Below are 18,814 nucleotides of genomic sequence, written 5' to 3' on the forward strand. Positions count from 1 at the left end.
GTTCTGTTTTTACTTTGTAATTTCTGATATGAAATTACGTGAACAAATTACAGTTAGTACCAATAAAGTAGAAGTCTATAATGGTTTTTCAAAATGTTGTAGATATCACTATGATTTTATGACAACTAAAAAATGAAAGTTATCACTTTTCATGCTAAGATCTAGAAACGCTAAGTCCTTATATGACAATATATATAACGCTTTGGGGACTATGTGATTGATTTACAGAAGATCCCTCAACCAATAGAAGAAAAAATTCCTATATAAAACCCAATAGGTCGTAGGTTGGAAATAAAAGTAAGCGCATGACCTGTTTTTACACGTATCTCGGCTGTATCCCATTATGTTTCTCATGTATGGTGAAAGCCTGTTACAATAGTCAAGAATAGCTTGGGTACAAATTGATAATGAAATGGGGAAAGAGAATAGATGAAAGCAACTGGAGTAACTAGAAAAGTGGATGAATTAGGGCGTATAGTAATTCCAAAGGAACTTAGAAATACGCTTGGGATTAAAGAAAAATCACCATTAGAGATTTTTGTAGAAGGGGAAGACATTGTTTTACAGAAGTATAAGCCTGGTCGTGTTTGTGCATTAACAGGAGAAGTGTCAAATCGCAACATAGCATTAGCAAATGGTAAGATCACATTAAGTCCAGAAGGTGCAGAACTATTAATAAAAGAAATTGAACAGTATCTTGTAAAATAAGTGCTCCTTTTAATTAAGGGGCTTTTTTTATAAGAAGAATATAAAATTTCACGTACCGTATTGTTTAATAAAAAACAAAATACATACTCAATAGTCTACATTTAATTTTTATGCTTAATTAATTCGCTTAATCGATACTATATCGTTTGTTTTGGATAGATTTCTTGCGAAATATGTACCTAGAGCAGTATTTCAATTTAAATGTGTTACGATAGTTATATATTCGTTTTGCTAGTAAAAGGGGATGAGTGTCGATGAAAAACCACATAAAAGTAAATGGAAAAATCCTTCAAACAAATAAAAAATGGTCACATCTCAAGCAAAGACAAAGACAACATATTTCTAATTGGTTACGTAGAGAATATACACAGTTTGTAAAAACACATTATAGAAAACCTAGAAAGTATGAACATGATGAGATTCTTCATGAAGTGATGAATCAAATACAGGAACGTGAAATTTGGATTCCTAATGGGGAAGTAAAAAGATATTATCTAAGCAAAATAGGAAAATGGTTTAGAAAAATAGAAAGTGAATGGGAAGCACAAATATTCAACAGTGAAAAGCAGCAGGTATTAGAAGAAAAGTAAATCCAAACAAACCAGGGGTGTATTCCATGTTTAATTTACAAGAAGATATGTATGAACAATTGAAAGAGAAAAAAGGGGAAGTTACTGTATTTTTAAAGAATGGCGTTCCAGTGCGTGGGCAGATCCTTGCAACAGATAAATTTACCGTCCTAATGATGGTTCATGGTAAACAACAACTAATCTACAAACAAGCAATCTCTACACTTGCTATTTAATGGGTACCGCCAGCATTTCGGCTGATCTAGTAACAAACAAGAAATCTAAAACCTAAAACCTAAAACCGTACTATAATAGGAATGTATTAAAAATTGCATAGATTGATAGAACTAAAAAAGGAGGTTCCCTTGTAAGAGTAGGGTTTCTCCTTTTTCCTTGCTACCGATAATTTAGACGTTATGTCAACCTCACATGTATAGAATATACAAACAAAATCAAACAACATATCACTTTTTATAAATGGTAAAATAGGGGGAAAGGAGGTTCTAAATAATGCCTTTAGAAAACTCTATTTATTACATAGGAATTGCTATTATTTTAGTAATCCTCGGTGCACTGTTTGGGGGGATTATACGTATAATTCGGCATACCAACAATCGCAAAAAACAAGATCCAATTGAGCAAAAATTAGATAAGGTTATTCAACTGTTAGAAAAACAAAACAAAGATTGAATCTCTCCAATCAGAAGGCATTTAGAATAACTTCCAATAACAAGAATTATGTAAATGAGCTGTCCATATGGGCAGCTCGTTATTTTTTTGCTTAGGCCAAATGTTTTCCCTTACAACATTTATTGTATTAAAATCCGGTGTTGAGTTTCTTTGTCCATCTCCTCGAAATGGGGGAATAGCAAGCGAATTATTAAAAGATCCTTATAAACAAAGGATTTTAACGTCTTTTAAAAATGATTATGTCAAAATATATACATTTCAATTGAAATATTTCAAATAATTATAAGTTGTATTTTTGAAATAAAAAATTCTAAATTTATACCTAATTCCCCCATCTCAGGGATTTGGGCAAAAATACCTGAGTACAATGAAAAGAATCAAACCAAAAGCTAAAGGCTTATCATTTGATTTAATTTCTTGCCCCTTATCTTTCATCTCCATACTGCTACCACACCTTTTTTTATTTTACACTCCTACTTCTTTTTCCTTTTTAATAAACCTTATAATTAAGTCTTCACCTTTGTATCTAGGGTCTAACTTAATCTCACCTTTATATTCAATCACCTTCGCCTTATCCATGACAGTTATACTGTCATACAACTCCTGCTTTACCCATAACTTTTTAACTTTATCATCAACAATCAATTCTAAAGTAGGGTGTTCCAGAATAAGATACTCGGTCTCAACATGTCTCCCAAGAACAGGTGCTTCTAATGGCTTACCTTTCACAATTAGTTTATCGTTTTGATAACCCTCTATTACTGACAAGACTATATAAAACAATACAAAACAACCAAAGTATATCCAATTTTTCTTTCTTCTCTTTTTCTTATATGCTTCCAGTTCTACAATATACGCTTCCAATTCATACTCTGTGTACCCCTTAACGTCTGTAGTCAAATAATAGGTTTTTCCAAACTTTTTACTTGTAAATGCTACATAATCGTTTAAATACTCTGGGTCTTTCTCATAGTTTATAAATTTCTTTTCACCCATACTGCTACCCCTATCTATCTTCTTATTTACCTATCCCTATTTGACATTACCAAGATTACGTCTATTAAAAATAACTACAAATAATAATAAAAGCATCCCTATTCCGAACATAATACCATTGCTTTGAGCAATTTCTTGAGCTCTCCAATATGCTAAAAATATTAACAAACCATATCTAATTAAAAAAAGCGTACTAAGTCCAATCCCCAAAATTATATAAGGTGATTTTTTTCATATAATCGCTCCCATTCAAACCCCTTTTTATCCCATATTAACACATGAAAATATGGGATAAAAAGCGATATTCTCTATTTTCCCCTTGTTTTCGTGTTATAAAAATATAGAGTAAGAGCTTATTTTTGAACAGTAGATCTAGGCGGTTCGGCAGGTACAATTGCTAGTCCAAGTCGTACTACCTAAATCCTCGTTTTTGGTATGTTCGACTTGGCAACATGCCTATACCTGCCGAATTTCGAAATGCAAGGAGAAAGGAGGAAGTTTTTTTGAGTGGGGTTCTCAAAAAATACTCTCCATTCCTTGTATGGAGAAAAGCCCTTATAGGGGTCACTATACATACCCATCAACTTAAGAATTGTATAACACTCCAGGATGGAAATTCCGTGTGTTTTTGACAGAAGACGGCTTGTTTTTCGTTTTGGGGGAATTTGTTTTTCTTAGCTTGATAGTGATATGGTGCTTCCCTTAATAAGAGATTAGATGTATTAAAAAGTTTGGGGGATCCTCAGCTTTTTTACAATGAAATATTATTATATTTGTTTGAAAGAAGTATTTTATTCAAATTGTATCTGCTTGAAACTAAACTCTTTTGTTCTATCAAATATGAAAAGGTTTTGTTGATTTATTACATATAGTAATTAGAGATTGTAGTTTAAGCATTATAAAGCGTTAATATTAATGTCATTTAGTATTTTGAAATGTCATTAGAACAAAAGTAATAAGTAGAAACCCTGTGTCATATTTTGTTCCTTGGTGTATAAAAATGATTAAAATAACAAATACAATAACTTGAAATCTATATATATTTATAAAAAATATTTAATTAGACTTTGATTTATCAATAAAATTTAGACTTTTCAGTTATGTATAAAGCATACATATATTTCAAACTGTAATTTGAAGTAATATGAAAAATAGCTTGGATTTACTAATAAATAAATAAATAAATGCGAAAAAATACAAAATTATCGGAAAATGTAATAATTTGTAGTATTTTTTGCGTTCCAAAAAATAATTCCGGTGTATAAACTTTGGGTTGTAACATTGATTACATAATTTAGAAATTATGGGGTTGGATGTGATGAAAAATACTATATGTATTGCATAGTTTGATTAAATAAAAAGGAGAGGATCTTTAATTAATACTTTAATATTTTCAAAGTTAGAGGAAACGACTGATTTTATCCCCAGTTTAGAAAAACAAAAATGGCAACTAGAAAGAATTAATGAAGTTTTATCTTTAGCTAAAGAATATTCATCATTTTATAAAACATTTTATAAAGAAGTGAAAGTTAATCTTAATGGTTTGGATGAGTTCCAAAAAATTCCTATGATAAGTTCTAAAGATATTATTAAAACGACACCTCCCATACATATGCTGACAGGTTCACCTCGGAATTCGTATGTATTTACAAGTGGAGGGACAACTGGAGAACCTAAAATTATTTATTTGACCTCAGATGAATTGAAAGAGAATATTTTCTTTCATGGAAAAGGTTATGCAATGGCTGGGATTAATGAAGATGATGCAGTTGCTACATTTGGAGTGCCTGGATTTTTAACATCTGAATTTACTGTTTACCTAGGACTTGAAAGAACGGGATGTAAAATTGTTCCCATTGGTATTAGCTCAGACCTCGAAAGACTGTTTAATTATATAAAAATGTTTAATGTTACAACGCTATTAGTTATGCCATCTGATGTAATACCGTTAGCGCAATATATAGAGAAGTCAAACAAAACTCTTTCAATAAATCAGATTGTTTATGGTGGCGAAAAAATGTATTCTTCTACAAAGAATTATTTAGAGTCCATATTAGGAGTGAAAAGTTTTAAATCTGTATTTCAAAGCATGGATGTTGGTACTATAGGTTTTCAGTGTGATTACTGTGAGCCAGGTATGTATCATATACATGATCAGCTGCAATATACTGAAGTTTTAAATGAAAAAGGTCAACCTATACAAGATGGGAATATTGGTGAACTTGTTATTACGAATTTAAAAAGAAAGTTAATGCCAGTTATTAGATACCAAACTAACGATTTAGCAATGAAAATAGATACTCTATGTCCATGTGGTAGAACAAATCCTAAAATTAAATTAGTGGGGAGAAAAGGAGAGATAATTAAATTAGGTGGGGAACAAATATTCCCACAAATATTCGCCCAAGCATGTAGTCATTTAGAAGAGTTAACTGGGGAATTTCAATTGTTAATAACTAAACATCAAAATAGAGATAAAATTCAAGTGTCCTTTGAAGTTTCAGGAAAAAATCTGGATGAGAAAATTGAAGAACATTTGATAAGTATAATTAAAAATCGGATATTAAACTTTACACCTAAATTAAAACAAATGATTCAATTACAAGTTATTGAGCCATTGGAAGTTAGTTTAGTAGGAAGAGAAAAAATGAAAATTTCCGAAAGTTCTGGAAAAGTCGTTCGTGTAATTGATAAAAGAAAATAAAAGGAGGAGTTTTATATGCTATTTAAAAAAATTGAATCAGAATTTCATTCTTTAGCAACAAAAAATGAAGTGGGTTTAAAAGAAACATTAAGGAAAGTAGATCAAATAATTCAGGATGAGGGTTTGGTTTTTAAAGGAAAGGCACTCCCTTTTTCTGTGCAACCTTTAGCAATTACAGATGAAGAAAACGATTATTTTAAGAGAGCTTCTGAAATATTATCTGATTCTCTAGAAATAGTATTAGATGCTTATGAGAAAGATACAGAGATTAGGGAATACTTTTCATATTATAGTAAATATGAAAAGCTAATTAATATCAATCCAGGTTATGAGAGGAAGATACGCATTTCAAGGTTTGACTGCATATGGAATGGTGGATATGAATTTAAAGTAGTTGAACCGAATGCTTGTTGTCCTGGAGGCGTTGTTGTATTGGGAAAATTGAAAGAGAAATGGTTTGATTTACCTATAATTAAAGAAATCACTAATTCTTATGAAAAGAAACAATTTCTGTGTGATACACCTAATGGATTCCTTAATGAACTAGTCAGTGCTTATAGAGATATGGGAGGTAATGAGGAAGATCCTCAAATTGCGCTTGTGAATTATGCTGAAAAATACTCATATGAATTAGAGCATATTCAAAGATATGGGTGTGAAATGGGTTACAAAATTATTATTTGTGATTTGAGGGATTTAAAATTAGACTCACAAGGAAAACGGTTAATGTTTAATCAACAACCAATTGATATTATTTATAATAAAGTTGACCAATTAGAGTTGGGAAATGAAGATATGAAGGATGTAATTGAAGCATGTGAACGAGGATTGGTCTGTAATGTTAACTCGTATTCTTCTATGTTTATTGGAGAGAGTAAAATGACTTTAGCGTTACTTACAGATTCAAAATTCCAAGAAAAATATCTATCTAAAGAACAAATTGAAATGGTTAATAAGCATATTTTATGGACAAGGAAATTAGAAGAAACTTTTACCAGTTTCAAAGGAGAAGAAGTAAATTTAATTCAATATATTATTGAAAATAAAGATCTTTTTGTTTTAAAAGTAGACAATTCTACACGTGGAGAAAACGTATTTTTAGGTAAATATACAAATCATGAGACATGGTCCAAAATTATAAATGATAATAAAAATGAAAACTGGATAGTCCAAGAGTATAATGAAATTCCAAGTGTGCAGATATTGGAATGTAAAGGCGAAAATATTATAAAAGAAAATAAAAAGTTTGGCATTGATATATTTATGTTTGGAGGTAAATATGCTGGGATTGTATCGCGTATTTCAGATAAAGCTGTTATAAATTTGGGACAAGGTGGATACGAGCAGCCAGTAATAGCATTAAAAGCTATAAAAGAAAAGGTAGCGAGTATATGAGGGCACTTATTGATGATTTCAACTTAAAGGTTTTAGATATGCCCCACCTGGCAGTTGATTCATTTAATAAATTACAAAATAAAATGGTTGAAGACCGAATCCTGCAGTATTATTTGGATAAGGAAACAGAAATCATTCCAAAACCGGGAATTTTAGATGAATTACAATTAAACATTATTGGTGAAGATACTAAATCATTGTTAGATATTATTGTATCTTTACCCGAACGAATATTTAAGGGGAATATTTTAAATATGTGCACAGCTTTAGGGTTTTCAGAGAAACAATATGAATTAATGATGTCGACATATCAGAATGATAATTTAATAGCCCGTAGTGATTTATATTTCACTAAAATTGGACATAAATTTTTAGAATTAAATGTGGATAGTAGTGTCGGGGGAATCGATATAGGCCATTTAAATAAAATGATGACATCTTATGGGTTTTACAAATCATTAACAGGATCTGAAAGATGGAATTATATTGATCCGATGGATAAATTAATAAAGAGTATCCAGGATTTAGCTATAAAAATTGGAAAAGAAAATAGTGAAATAACAATTGCTGTTATGGATTGGGATGAATATTTGGATAGTTATTATGGGACTTTAAATTATATTAAATTAAGGTTAATAGAAGCTGGATATAAGGCAGTGATATGTTCTCAAAAAGATGTAGAATGTAATAATGATATGCTAGTAGTAGGAAATCATACAATTGATATTGTATATCGAGTATTTTTGTGTGATGATGCTCTTCATAATCCTGAAGAAGTAAAACCAATCGTTCAAGCTTACCAGGCTGGGAATTTGGAACTATTAACAGGATTTCATACAGAGCTTTATAGTAATAAAGGGAATTTTGCATTTCTTTCAGATCCAAAGTATAAACATTTATTTACAAAAAAAGAGTTGAATTTAATAGAAAGGTGTATCCCATGGACGCGATTTTTAAAAGACATTATAATTTCAGATAATAATTTGGACACTAATGGAATGGATTATATTATAAAAAACAAAGATAACCTTGTTATTAAACCTACAATTGGATATGGGGGAAATGAGGTACTATTAGGGTGGAAGTTTAATGAAAATGATTGGGAAAACAAAATTTTGAATTTATTAAAAACTGATGCCGTATATATTGTTCAAGAGAGAGTATATCCAATTGAAGAGGAGATTCCTTTTTTGATAAATAAATCAATCGAATTAAGGAAAGCCATTTTATGTTGGGGGCTTTATGTTATCAATGGAGAATTTGCAGGAGCAATGTTAAGAGGTTTACCATGTGAACAAAGCGATGTAGTAAATTTAGGAAATGGTGCAGCAGTGACATGTCTTTTTTATAGGAGTTGAAAATGAGTAAAAATAAGAAAATTTTAAAGATGACAATTCCTACCATAATCGAAATGAGTTCAACTAACTTTATGGGGGTAATAAACCTTATAATTATTGGTCATTTAGGCTATGAAGCCATTGCTGCAGTAGGCATTACAAATGTAATTATTTTAAATTTGTTTGCTCTATTCAGTGGTATTGGTTTTGCTGTAAATTTCTTAGTATCTCAATCTTATGGAGCTAGAGAATATAAAAAATGTAGTATATATACTTATACTGGAATCTATTCTGTTATTGCCCTGCTTCCATTCTTTATACTATTTGCACTCTTTGCGCCTAAATGGATCTTTGAAGTGATGGGAGTTTCATCTAGTATTGCAATGATAGGGATAGGATATTTAGGATTAAGAATAATCGCATTTTCTATAAATATGTTTCGTGTAGTATTAAATGGATTTTTTAGAGGTATTGGAAATACAAAAACTCCAATGTATTTTTCTATGCTGGGTAACACTTTAAATGTTTTAATAGCATTGTTACTAGTAAATGGCTATTTATATTTCCCTAAATTAGGTGTGCTAGGGGCAGGTTGGGCATTCATTGTTTCAGAAATTGTTCAGGTTACTTGTTTACTAGTATGTTATTTAAAAGAAAATAATTGGTATGCTACAAGGAAATTAATAAGTTTTAAAGAGACGAAATTCAAATTAGTAAATTTCGAAGGTTTAAAAATCGGTCTAGAAGAACTTGGGATGAGTGGGGCGATGCTTCTCTTTACTGTGTTCATTTCTAGAGTGGGTGATATAGAATTGGCTGCCACGGAGATTGTGTTGAATGTAATATCACTTGCATACTTACCTGGTATAGGATTTGGAGTAACAGCAACTATATTAATAGGTCAACAGATTGGAAAAGGAAGTCCATTGATTGCAAAAAAAATCGGTATTGATGTTGTAAAAATAGGGACATATTTTATAGTTCCTTTTACAATTATTTATTTTTTAGGTGCGGAATATATCGCAAAATTATTTACTACAGAAGAAATGGTACTGTCCTTAACTGTTGAGATATTACGGTTTGCTTCATTGTTTGTAATTTTTGACGGACTTCAGTTAATTTTGGCTGGGGGACTAAGAGGGATTGGAGATAATTATTATACAATGAAAGTCGCTTTGATTTTAGGATGGTTCGTGTTTATACCATTATCTTTTATATTTACCTTTTTATTAGATTTTGGGATTTACGGTCCTTGGGTAGGATTTTATATTTACATTGTGGGACTATTTGTTGCTTTTGGTTATAGATATTTGAAACTAGATTGGTCTAGTATAGCAATAAAAGATGCTGCTGCAAGTGGCTAATGATATTAGTAAATTACTTAAGAGAACTTTTGATTAACCGTTTTAAAATAGTGAAAGTAATAATGTATGTACCGTTATTTCCTTAATATGTTATAAAGAAGAAGCATTATATCGTCCGGGTTAGGGAATGAGCTTTAAGATTTATTAATTAATGAGCTGCATGTAAATTGTAAGGAATTATCAACAATTTACATGTAGCTTTTTGAAGTACATAATAATTCAATCTTGTTATCAGTTAACACTTGGTAGTTATTAAGTGGTTTAAGTCGGAGAAAGGGATATTAGGGTGTCTTTTCTTTAAAAAATATATAATGTTTTATAATGATAAATGGATTAATCACAATAGGTGTCTTTTCTTTAAAAATAATCAAATTGTGAGTTAGTTTTCATAACCATTTTTAAGCATTGATGGCATTTAGGGGGTACTTCAAAACTTTAGCTTGATGACGATCTGACGATATCCTATATAGTCAAATATCAGAACTTCGTATCTTAGTATTCTATGTGTAACATCGTGAAAGACGTTTTTATCTTATGTCTTATGATTTTATGAATATGTTTAAAAGTAAATAATTTATAATCACCGAATATTAAATTTAGCAATTTAAGAAGCCTAGAAAGATTTAATTTCTACGCTTCTTCTAATTGATCACAAATTTATTGTCGTTCTAGATTTGTTATATAAGATTTTACAGCTTGCAATAAGAATTCTTCTTGCCCAATACCAGCACCGGCTGCCATCTGAACTACTTTTTGCTTGAATTGATGATCCACATGAAAAGTTAATGGCACTACATTACTTTTAAAGTAAATACCTTCTACGTGTGGAAGTATCGTACCGGATTTCATATGAAAATGTAAGTATTTAATCTCCTCCTGAAACTGCAATGGATCAACTTGTAATACGAAAGGTTTAATTTCTAATTTAATAGTATCAGATGAAATACTCAATCGCATATTTGTGACACCTAGCTCTTTATAAAATAAATTTATTAGATTATAAGTGATGGAATGAAATAGCTGAGGTTTTTTAAATGAAAAAGATAAATACCCACGTTTCGTAATTACAGCTTGTTTATGGAAAGGCTCTAAGGTGTAATCACGTTCCTTATAAGTGGATAGAGGGAAAATTTCTTCGTCTTCTGTAAGAATCTTACCATCTGCTCCATTGATTTCTATTACCCTAGCTGTTTTTCCTTTATGTTGATGTGTTAATAATTGATATAAATATATATCTTCATCTTGAATCTTAGTAATAAATGTTTTTCGCTCTTTTGTTTTAGTTTTTTCATAATCAAGCATAAAAATCTCTAGCTCTTCCTCATCGATAATATATACTTGTTTTCCTCGTTTTTCTACCATTGTTGCGGGTAATTTTCCAGATTTGATGTATGTAAAGATAGTAGATGGTGCAACATTAAGAATTTCAGCTACTTCTTTCGTGCTAAGGCCTTTAACTTCATTTTTATTTTTTAAACGTTCAATATCCTCTAGATAGAAAATCTTACTACCGAATTGCTTCCAGTTATCTTTATATACACATTCTATTAATCCATCTTTTTCTTTCTTTAAAATTGTTTGTACCGTTACTCCTAATAAGTCGGCTGCCTCTTTTGTCGTTACAGTAGGCTTTGTAATGAACAATAAATCTTGTGTCATGAAAGGACACCTCCATAACTAGTGTTTACTAGTATTTTAGATATGTATATATCATATCAGAATATGAGATATATTTAAAATGAGAAATAGAATTTATTAAAGTTCTTATAAATTTTTATAGTTTAAAAACGTTTTAAATTTAATTTATCTCTTAATGTATTTTTAAATTTATTTTCTTTATAAAAGGTATTTAAATTCTAAGGTATTAACTATTAAATGATATCTATTTACTAATAAATTATAAAAAAATATAAGTATAAGTTAATAGAGAAGAATATAGTATTCTTACAGAAAGAAAATGAATTATCATTTGTATAATGTATAGAAGTGAAATAAAATATTAAATAAGGATAATAAAGAGTGTTATATTCATAATCATCAATAGGAAAGGTGAATTCGAAATATGGATAAACAAAATAAAAAAGAGAACTTACCTATAACAATGAATCAAAGTGAAGATATAGATACATATGTAGAAAATATAAGAGATATGGTTCCATTCCTGCATGATAGTCGTTATGTAGATAAGTTGGAAGAGAAGATGGAGGTTGCAGAAAAAGAGGGAAAGAGTAAATATACGTATTTAAGTGATCTGGAAGTCATTTATCATTTCGTACATTTACAAAAAGATATGGATGAGAAGAAGAATAGAAAAGAGGATACAAAAAAGAGTTATGTTTCCGAAATCTTATCATTTTGTCAGTGCATGGTGCAGCATGCAGAGGAATTCGAATTGAATGGGGAAGAGGTACAGCAAAATGACTCTTTACTAAAAACATTACAGCCCTGGCATATTCGTAAATATAATGTTTGGTTGAAGCAGGTTGAGAACGGTAGAAATGGGGATATGTACGCGATCGCAACACTTGCAAAAAAATCAGTACTTTTACGTTCTTTTTTAAAACACCTTCATGTATTTGCTTATATTGAAAGACCTCTTCACGAAGAACTGCAGCGCGCAAATGTAAATGAACAGGATCGGCCAAATCGGGACCTATCCTATGATGAGGTTATGAAGATTTTAGGGTTTTATAAAGAAAGAGGACATTTAGTAAACTATACAATTTTACTAGCTCTAGCAAGTACTGGTGCAAGAATTCAAGAATTGTGCACCGCGAGAGTGAAAGATTTACATTATGACGGAAAGTACTGGTTAAAAGTCACTGGAAAAGGGGATAAAGTGCGTGAACTTTTCATTTCGGAACATTTATACCAGTGTATTTGTGAAATGAGACGGAGAAGAGGATTACAAACGGTATTGGAAAAAGGGGATGAGAGTCCGTTATTTATAAATCAAAGGGGAAGTGCTTATAACTCTAAAACATTATCGAATCAGGTAACAGATATGATAAAAAAGACAAACTTAAAGTTTCTACTGTATCGTGAAAATCCAGTAACGGCGCATACATTCCGTCATGCTTTTGCAATCATGGCAGTTGAACAAGGAAATGCAGATTTATATCATTTAATGCAAACATTGGGGCATGAAAATATTCAAACGACAAAGATTTATTTAGAAAAGCACATGAAACGAGAAAATAATGTTGGTACCTCATTTGCAGATCTGTTAGTGTGAATTTGAAACAATCCAAATCTTATTTAATTGTGTACTTTTTATATAATTAAATAAGGTTTTATTCATGCGAAAATACAAATGGATAATTATTTGGTAAGGGAATGAAAATATAATTTCACCTGTTATTGGGTAGATAAGTATAAAGACAGTTAGTGAATTAGGAGATATTTGGGTTAGAGGAATTCTCACATGTAAATAGTTCTGTAGGTAGAGGTATTTATTTCGAATTAGAAAGGAATAATTATCAGATGAAAAGACCTGAAACTGTCATCCGTATAGCAATAATAAAAATTTTTAATTTCTAATAAGGGTAGCACCACATGAATATCAACTTAAGAATTTAGAATTACCCCAGAACAATAAAATTTCACACAAGGTGCTTAATTTTATTGTTTTGGGGTAGTTTATTTTTGTTAGGTTGCTAGCAATGTGGCAGTATTTCTATAAAGACACATAAAAAATCATTATACTTATCAAAAGAGGATTATGTTAATACTAAAATTTTATCATTTTAGCCAAGAAGACTCCTTCTTCAAGGAGCGTGAAGGGTCACAGCCCAGTGAGTGGTTGGGAGGTGAATTATAGAACTCTTTACTTAGGAATCCCTCACTTCTAAACGAAGTGAAAGTGGGGGTAGTTCAAAAAGTTAAATAGTTTGATATATAATACTTTTAAGAATTATACATGTTTTTATATTTTAAAAATTACTATCGTATATTTTAAGTTCTTAGTATACAATATATTACTTGAACTATATATAAGAATGGAGAGTTTTAATTGAAATTATTAGTAAACAGTAAGGTTGGTACAAAGCTAAACATATTAATAGCTATATCAAGTATAGCCTGTATAGTATTATCCCTAATCGGTGGTTGGGGACTAGAAAAAGCGAAGGGTGCCTCTGCTAAAATGTATGAAGATGATTTTAAATCAGTTGAGTGGATAGGAACAATAGAATCTAATTTTTATCATGTTAATATGAATTTCATGGAAATAATGGTATCCAAAGATGAAAAAAGAATGAACGATTTGATAAAAGAAATGGATGGAATTCGACAGGAAAACGATCAGTTGTTAAAGCAGTATGAGACTAAAGTTATTTCTAATAAAGAAAAAGAACTATATAGCAAATTTCATGAAGCGTTTAATGAATTAAGAACTCTGATGAAAAAAGCACAAGAATTAGGGAAATCTAATAATGAGGAAGCGTATGCCTATTATCTAAAAGAAATTGAACCTAATATGAAAAAAACAATTCAATCAATTCGTGAACTAATTATATATAACAGTAATAATGCAGAACAGTTACAAAAAGTTAATAATAATAGTGCTCAAAATACAATGACAATGTTTGTGGTTATTTCAATTTTAGCAATTGTCATAGTTATATTTATTGGATATATTATTAAAATTACTATACGAAAACCACTTGTTTTATTACAAAATGATATGGAAAAAGTAGCTGCAGGTGATTTAACAATACGTACTTCTTATAAAGCAAATAATGAGTTAGGAATCATTGTACAGTCTTTTAATAGTATGTTAGATAACCTACAACAATTAATTGCGAATGTTAAGGCGACAACACAAGAGGTGATTTCTTCTACGGAGGGGGTTTTACAAGATACAAAGCGAGCATCTAATATTTCAAATGAGGTTGTTTTGACCATTTCTGAAGTGAAAGAAAAAATAGCAGGACAGGTTACCAGCATGCAAGAGAGTTCATCCTCAATGGAAGAAATAACTATTGGTGTGCAAACAGTAGCTGAATCTTCAGCAGTAGTTGCTGAGGTAGCAGTAACAACCACTGAACAAATACATAGCGGTAGTGAAGTGATAAAGCACTCTATTCTTCAAATGAACAGTATTCATGATGTTGTGGAGGAAACGTCAAAAGTCATAGATAAACTTGTTACACGTACACAACAAATTGATACAGCACTGGATGCAATAACTAATATTGCCGAACAAACGAATCTTCTTGCTCTAAATGCTGCTATTGAAGCGGCACGTGCTGGAGAGAATGGGAAAGGGTTTGCAGTGGTTGCAGCAGAAGTGAGAGACCTAGCTGAAAAGTCTAAAGACTCCGCAAATGAAATTAATCACATAGTCAAATGTATTCAACAAGATACTCAAGATACAGTTCATGTTATGCAAAAAGGTCAACAAAAGGCCGCAGAAGGAAAAGAGGCTGCCTACAAAGCGGATCAAACATTTGCATCTATTATGAGGGATATTGATAAAATTACAAGTCAAATTCAAGAGGTATCGGCAGCAACAGAAGAGATGTCTGCTGGCACAGAGGAAGTAAATGCATCTCTGTCACTTGTATCTGATACAGCAACGCAAATAGAAAAAGAAGCGATTCATACAGTACAATCAATTCAATCACAGGCAGTTTCAATTCAAGAAATTTCAAATCAATCCAACAAGATGAAAGAAAAGGTAGAAGCATTAACAGAATTACTCTCAAGATTTATTATTACAGAACAAAAAATAAAATAGTAAATGAAAATATAATTTGGAACAAAAAAAAGGGAAATCCTTATATAATAATTCCAAAATAAATGAAAATGATATACAATATGTTAAAATGCAAAACACCTTTCATTCACTATTAATGAAAGGTGTTTTGCATTTATCTTTTCGTGAATTACTAGTATAAAAGTCTTTTTTTTCTGATGATTCAATGTTGATGCATAATATATAATTATTATGTGTGTGTGGTTTTATATTTCATTCACTTATTACCTTCCATCTACAATAATTATTTATTGCAACAGCATTCACGTCTAAAATAAGTTGTTATAAAAAAGGAAAATAAATATAGAAGGGGTTTGACCAAGGTACTTGTATACCCCATATAAATGAGAGAGTTATGACTGAACAAAATATGACTCTATCAACCTAAGTGGTTACCGGTATGAGTGGTTTTTTTGTATATGGTTACTATTTAGAAGAACCTAAATTTGGTCTTACCCCTGTCAAGTGGACATATTCAAAAAGCTTTGCAGTCTTTTCATGCGTCAAAACGTCGTGTGATTATAGTAGATAAAAAACCAACTTATTTAGTTGCTATCATAGGATTGAAGAAAGAATGAAGAAATAATTCTTAATTTATCCTTTAGAAATATCCCTTATATCATCATGATGAGACTGTATTTAATTAATAAATAGGATAAGTGAGGCATCCAGAGGGATGCTTTTTCTTTTGGCGTAGAAACCCCTTTGGTGAATATGTTTTAAATATAATTAATAAATAAAGTACGTGAAATTTTATAAAGTGTGTAGAGATAAGATTACATTTAATACACTTAGGAAAGAATGGCATATAAGATGATTGATTAAATACATTGACTTTTATACAAATGGAGGAGTGTTATGAAGGCAGTTTCTAAAGAGTTTAAGCAGACCACAAACGCATTAAGTGCTGCCAACACATATTTAGATTGCTTAGTACAAACTAAAACGTATCTGCAGTTTCTAATACTTATCATATTTTGTATTATTACTGTTTACATACCTTTTCCATCATTCGTGCTTAATTATATAAATGAATTAGATATACTGATGCAATACATAATTAAATCTGTTTATTTTTCTTTTCCTATTTCATTAGTTTTTCTATTTATAATGAGGGATCAAAGGTTTTTGTTTTCTAAAAAAATCACTTTCCAGCAACTAAAACTTTTTTTTCTGTGCTTTCATTATTTATGCTATTATGTTGTTATTTTTAGCCGTACTAATATCTTTTACAACATTCAAAGGAACATCTAATCCTATTGGGAATGAAGGAATTACTAATTTGCTTTACAAAACACCTGGGGTTGCAATTCAATTAATCGGAGAGAACATTATGTTTGTATCTATATGGTTCTTTTGGCATAAGATCATACGCTCCTTCATAATAAGCCCCATATCTTCAATTACAGCCTCTTTAATATTGTCTGGAAGCTCATTTGGGTTACTCCATCTCTCTACGTATAACTATAATTGGGTACAATGTTTAACTATCATTGGGATACCAGCTATCGCTCAAATGATTTTCTTTCTAATATTTAAAAATATTCATATGGGATACATACTTCACTTCAATTACAATTTAATCATTATACTTTTTAGCTATATAGCTTCTATTTAAAATAATTTAACACTGAAAATAAAAGAAAAGGTACCCCTGCTGCAAGGTACCTTTTCTAAGGGGTATAACTCATTAGCTAAGCGGCCGTTGGTCAAGTATACCGCCTAGACTATTACATGAGTTATATTTTTATTATACATTAATCATATCAAAAATATTATCATTAGTGTAATTAACATTCATTATTTTTAAATTTTAAAGCTACCAACATAATAATAATTTTACCAAGTTTCATAACAGCTACATATGATCCTGGTCTTGCAGCTGCTTCTGTATTTATATATATTTCTTTTTAGATTATTGGACTGTTAGTCTGTTCGCGAATATAAATTCATTAATTACTATATTTAAAATTATAATTCCTAGTCTTACAATTGGTGCATTACTATTTGCTGGATTTCATGGAGTAAAATTTACCAGTTATCAGGACTTTAATGTATCTAATTGATCAAATGTTTTAACTGCTATGGCAACTTCCGGTGTTATTTTTGCATTCAATGGTTTTCAAAGTCCGATTAATATGGCTGGTGAAGCAAAGAACCCCGGGAAATCCATTCCCCGGGCAGTTGCAGGATCCATTTTAATTTCAACTATAATATATGTATTATTACAAATTGCTTTTATGATTTCGGTAAATCCTAATATAATAATTAACGGGTGTTCGAATTTGAATTTCAATTCACCATTTGCTGATTTAGCGATAGCACTAAATATTAATTTGGTTAGGTATTGATTCGATTTTAGCTGCGCCTCTAATAATTGATCTGTCCCGTTTTATGGATCATGCACTTAGAGAGGGGAAAGTAGGAATAATGGAACACCTTTCACTCTTTTTTAAATCACCAATTGGAACAGAGAAGTGCGCCCTTGATCAACAATATCAAACATTATTGGAATATGTGAAGAATTTCGAAGGCATTGTTTAGTATATACGGTGACCTTAGATTTGAAAAAACATGAATCCTATTAAGCTAAAAAACAAAATTCCCCTAAAATGAAAAAAGCTATTCTTTCGGTATATTCTACAAAAAATAGCTTTTTTCGTTTTAGTTTGATGGGCGTAAGACAGTATTCCTAACTGTGTATATCATATAATATTAAAACAAACACCTTAAGATTGTATTGTTTCAACTTACTACAATTTTTTAATGAATTCTTCAGTTTTTAAAACTGTGGCAAACTCATTATCTAAAGTTGCTAGTGATATATTATGTATTTGTTCAGACACAAAAATAAGCTGTGGAGAAGACTTTCTCCACAGCCCGAGAAAACACTTCTCTTAAGATAGAGAAGTGTTTTTCCTTCATTATTGTTTAGAACTAAAAGATTGTGATTTTTTTGTAGCTGATTTTGCATTTTGTTTTTTAACTGCATGCACATCCGTTTCAGTTGCAAATTCTGTACCATAACTAGCATTCGCACTTTGTGCACCTGAAGCTTGTGCTTTCTTTGCCTCTGATTGTGCATTCTCTTGTTTTACTGCTTGTACATTAGTTTCAGTTGCGAATTCTGTACCATAGCTAGCATTTGTGCTTTGGATGCTAGCCCCAGAAGTTTCCTTATTATAACCTTGTTGTTTTTTGTTCATCTTTCTCACCTCCACAATCAATACTATAACCAACCTATTTAATAGCTATTCTTAATTTTATTTTTGGGATACCGCACATGCCCATTA

At 30.6% G+C, this 18,814-nt stretch carries 14 protein-coding genes and 4 pseudogenes; 15 read left to right on the forward strand and 3 right to left on the reverse strand.

What is annotated here, in order from left to right; all coding sequences use genetic code 11:
- Nucleotides 1-19: 19 nt before the first annotated feature.
- The 5 genes and pseudogenes from B9A45_RS33290 to B9A45_RS29605 all read left to right on the forward strand — a co-directional run.
- Nucleotides 20-267 (forward strand): annotated as a pseudogene (locus tag B9A45_RS33290) (hypothetical protein); the annotation flags it as partial.
- Nucleotides 268-429: 162 nt separating this feature from the next.
- The gene (locus B9A45_RS29590) at nt 430-708 is read left to right on the forward strand and encodes an AbrB/MazE/SpoVT family DNA-binding domain-containing protein (RefSeq protein ID WP_084065714.1); all 279 of its coding nucleotides are present in this window, start codon (nt 430-432) and stop codon (nt 706-708) included.
- Between the two features lie 254 nt (nt 709-962).
- Nucleotides 963-1,298 carry a transposase gene (locus tag B9A45_RS29595; RefSeq protein WP_084065715.1) on the forward strand — a complete coding sequence of 112 codons (336 nt, stop codon included), beginning with the start codon at nt 963-965 and terminating at the stop codon, nt 1,296-1,298.
- Nucleotides 1,299-1,324: 26 nt separating this feature from the next.
- On the forward strand, nt 1,325-1,513 hold the full coding sequence (gene hfq, locus B9A45_RS29600; RefSeq protein ID WP_016119219.1) for an RNA chaperone Hfq: 189 nt from the start codon (nt 1,325-1,327) through the stop codon (nt 1,511-1,513).
- A gap of 274 nt (nt 1,514-1,787) precedes the next feature.
- Nucleotides 1,788-1,967, forward strand: coding sequence for a DUF4083 family protein (locus B9A45_RS29605; protein ID WP_084065716.1), 180 nt, complete (start codon nt 1,788-1,790; stop codon nt 1,965-1,967).
- A 465-nt stretch (nt 1,968-2,432) separates the two neighbouring features.
- Here B9A45_RS29605 and B9A45_RS29615 read toward each other — a convergent pair whose 3' ends face one another.
- Nucleotides 2,433-2,963 (reverse strand): hypothetical protein, encoded by a 531-nt coding sequence (locus tag B9A45_RS29615; RefSeq protein ID WP_084065718.1) that lies wholly within the window; start codon nt 2,961-2,963, stop codon nt 2,433-2,435.
- Between the two features lie 1,567 nt (nt 2,964-4,530).
- On the opposite strand from B9A45_RS29615, the gene B9A45_RS29630 reads away from it, so the two are divergent.
- Genes B9A45_RS29630 through B9A45_RS29645 form a run of 4 tightly spaced genes read left to right on the forward strand, consistent with a single transcriptional unit; the run spans nt 4,531 to nt 9,763 of the window.
- Nucleotides 4,531-5,667 carry a phenylacetate--CoA ligase family protein gene (locus B9A45_RS29630; protein ID WP_000625799.1) on the forward strand — a complete coding sequence of 379 codons (1,137 nt, stop codon included), beginning with the start codon at nt 4,531-4,533 and terminating at the stop codon, nt 5,665-5,667.
- Nucleotides 5,668-5,682: 15 nt separating this feature from the next.
- Nucleotides 5,683-7,062 (forward strand): ATP-grasp domain-containing protein, encoded by a 1,380-nt coding sequence (locus B9A45_RS29635; RefSeq protein WP_084065721.1) that lies wholly within the window; start codon nt 5,683-5,685, stop codon nt 7,060-7,062.
- The gene (locus tag B9A45_RS29640; protein ID WP_084065722.1) at nt 7,059-8,420 is read left to right on the forward strand and encodes a hypothetical protein; all 1,362 of its coding nucleotides are present in this window, start codon (nt 7,059-7,061) and stop codon (nt 8,418-8,420) included. The genes B9A45_RS29635 and B9A45_RS29640 overlap by 4 nt, the downstream gene beginning before the upstream one ends.
- Nucleotides 8,421-8,422: 2 nt before the next feature.
- A complete protein-coding gene (locus tag B9A45_RS29645; protein ID WP_084065723.1) occupies nt 8,423-9,763 on the forward strand; it encodes an MATE family efflux transporter in 1,341 nt (446 codons plus the stop codon).
- A 657-nt stretch (nt 9,764-10,420) separates the two neighbouring features.
- Here the strand turns inward: B9A45_RS29645 and B9A45_RS29650 are convergent.
- Complete coding sequence (locus B9A45_RS29650; protein WP_084065724.1) at nt 10,421-11,422, reverse strand: helix-turn-helix domain-containing protein; 1,002 nt, start codon at nt 11,420-11,422, stop codon at nt 10,421-10,423.
- 403 nt (nt 11,423-11,825) lie between these two features.
- On the opposite strand from B9A45_RS29650, the gene B9A45_RS29655 reads away from it, so the two are divergent.
- From B9A45_RS29655 to B9A45_RS29675, 6 genes and pseudogenes are all read left to right on the forward strand, one after another.
- On the forward strand, nt 11,826-12,998 hold the full coding sequence (locus tag B9A45_RS29655) for a tyrosine-type recombinase/integrase (RefSeq protein ID WP_000360823.1): 1,173 nt from the start codon (nt 11,826-11,828) through the stop codon (nt 12,996-12,998).
- A 777-nt stretch (nt 12,999-13,775) separates the two neighbouring features.
- Nucleotides 13,776-15,503, forward strand: a complete 1,728-nt coding sequence (locus B9A45_RS29660; RefSeq protein WP_084065725.1) for a methyl-accepting chemotaxis protein — start codon at nt 13,776-13,778, stop codon at nt 15,501-15,503.
- A 488-nt stretch (nt 15,504-15,991) separates the two neighbouring features.
- A pseudogene (locus tag B9A45_RS33020) lies at nt 15,992-16,096 on the forward strand (IS6 family transposase); the annotation flags it as partial.
- 283 nt (nt 16,097-16,379) lie between these two features.
- Nucleotides 16,380-17,139 (forward strand): annotated as a pseudogene (locus tag B9A45_RS33295) (hypothetical protein).
- A 274-nt stretch (nt 17,140-17,413) separates the two neighbouring features.
- Nucleotides 17,414-17,857 (forward strand): annotated as a pseudogene (locus B9A45_RS29670) (amino acid permease); the annotation flags it as partial.
- Between the two features lie 19 nt (nt 17,858-17,876).
- Nucleotides 17,877-18,065 carry an inositol-3-phosphate synthase gene (locus tag B9A45_RS29675; protein ID WP_223272793.1) on the forward strand — a complete coding sequence of 63 codons (189 nt, stop codon included), beginning with the start codon at nt 17,877-17,879 and terminating at the stop codon, nt 18,063-18,065.
- A gap of 380 nt (nt 18,066-18,445) precedes the next feature.
- Here B9A45_RS29675 and B9A45_RS29685 read toward each other — a convergent pair whose 3' ends face one another.
- Nucleotides 18,446-18,727, reverse strand: a complete 282-nt coding sequence (locus B9A45_RS29685; RefSeq protein WP_001036083.1) for a gamma-type small acid-soluble spore protein — start codon at nt 18,725-18,727, stop codon at nt 18,446-18,448.
- Between the last annotated feature and the right edge of the window lie 87 nt (nt 18,728-18,814).

The sequence above is a fragment of the Bacillus sp. JKS001846 genome, from assembly GCF_900176455.1.
In the GTDB taxonomy this organism is placed as follows: domain Bacteria; phylum Bacillota; class Bacilli; order Bacillales; family Bacillaceae_G; genus Bacillus_A; species Bacillus_A cereus.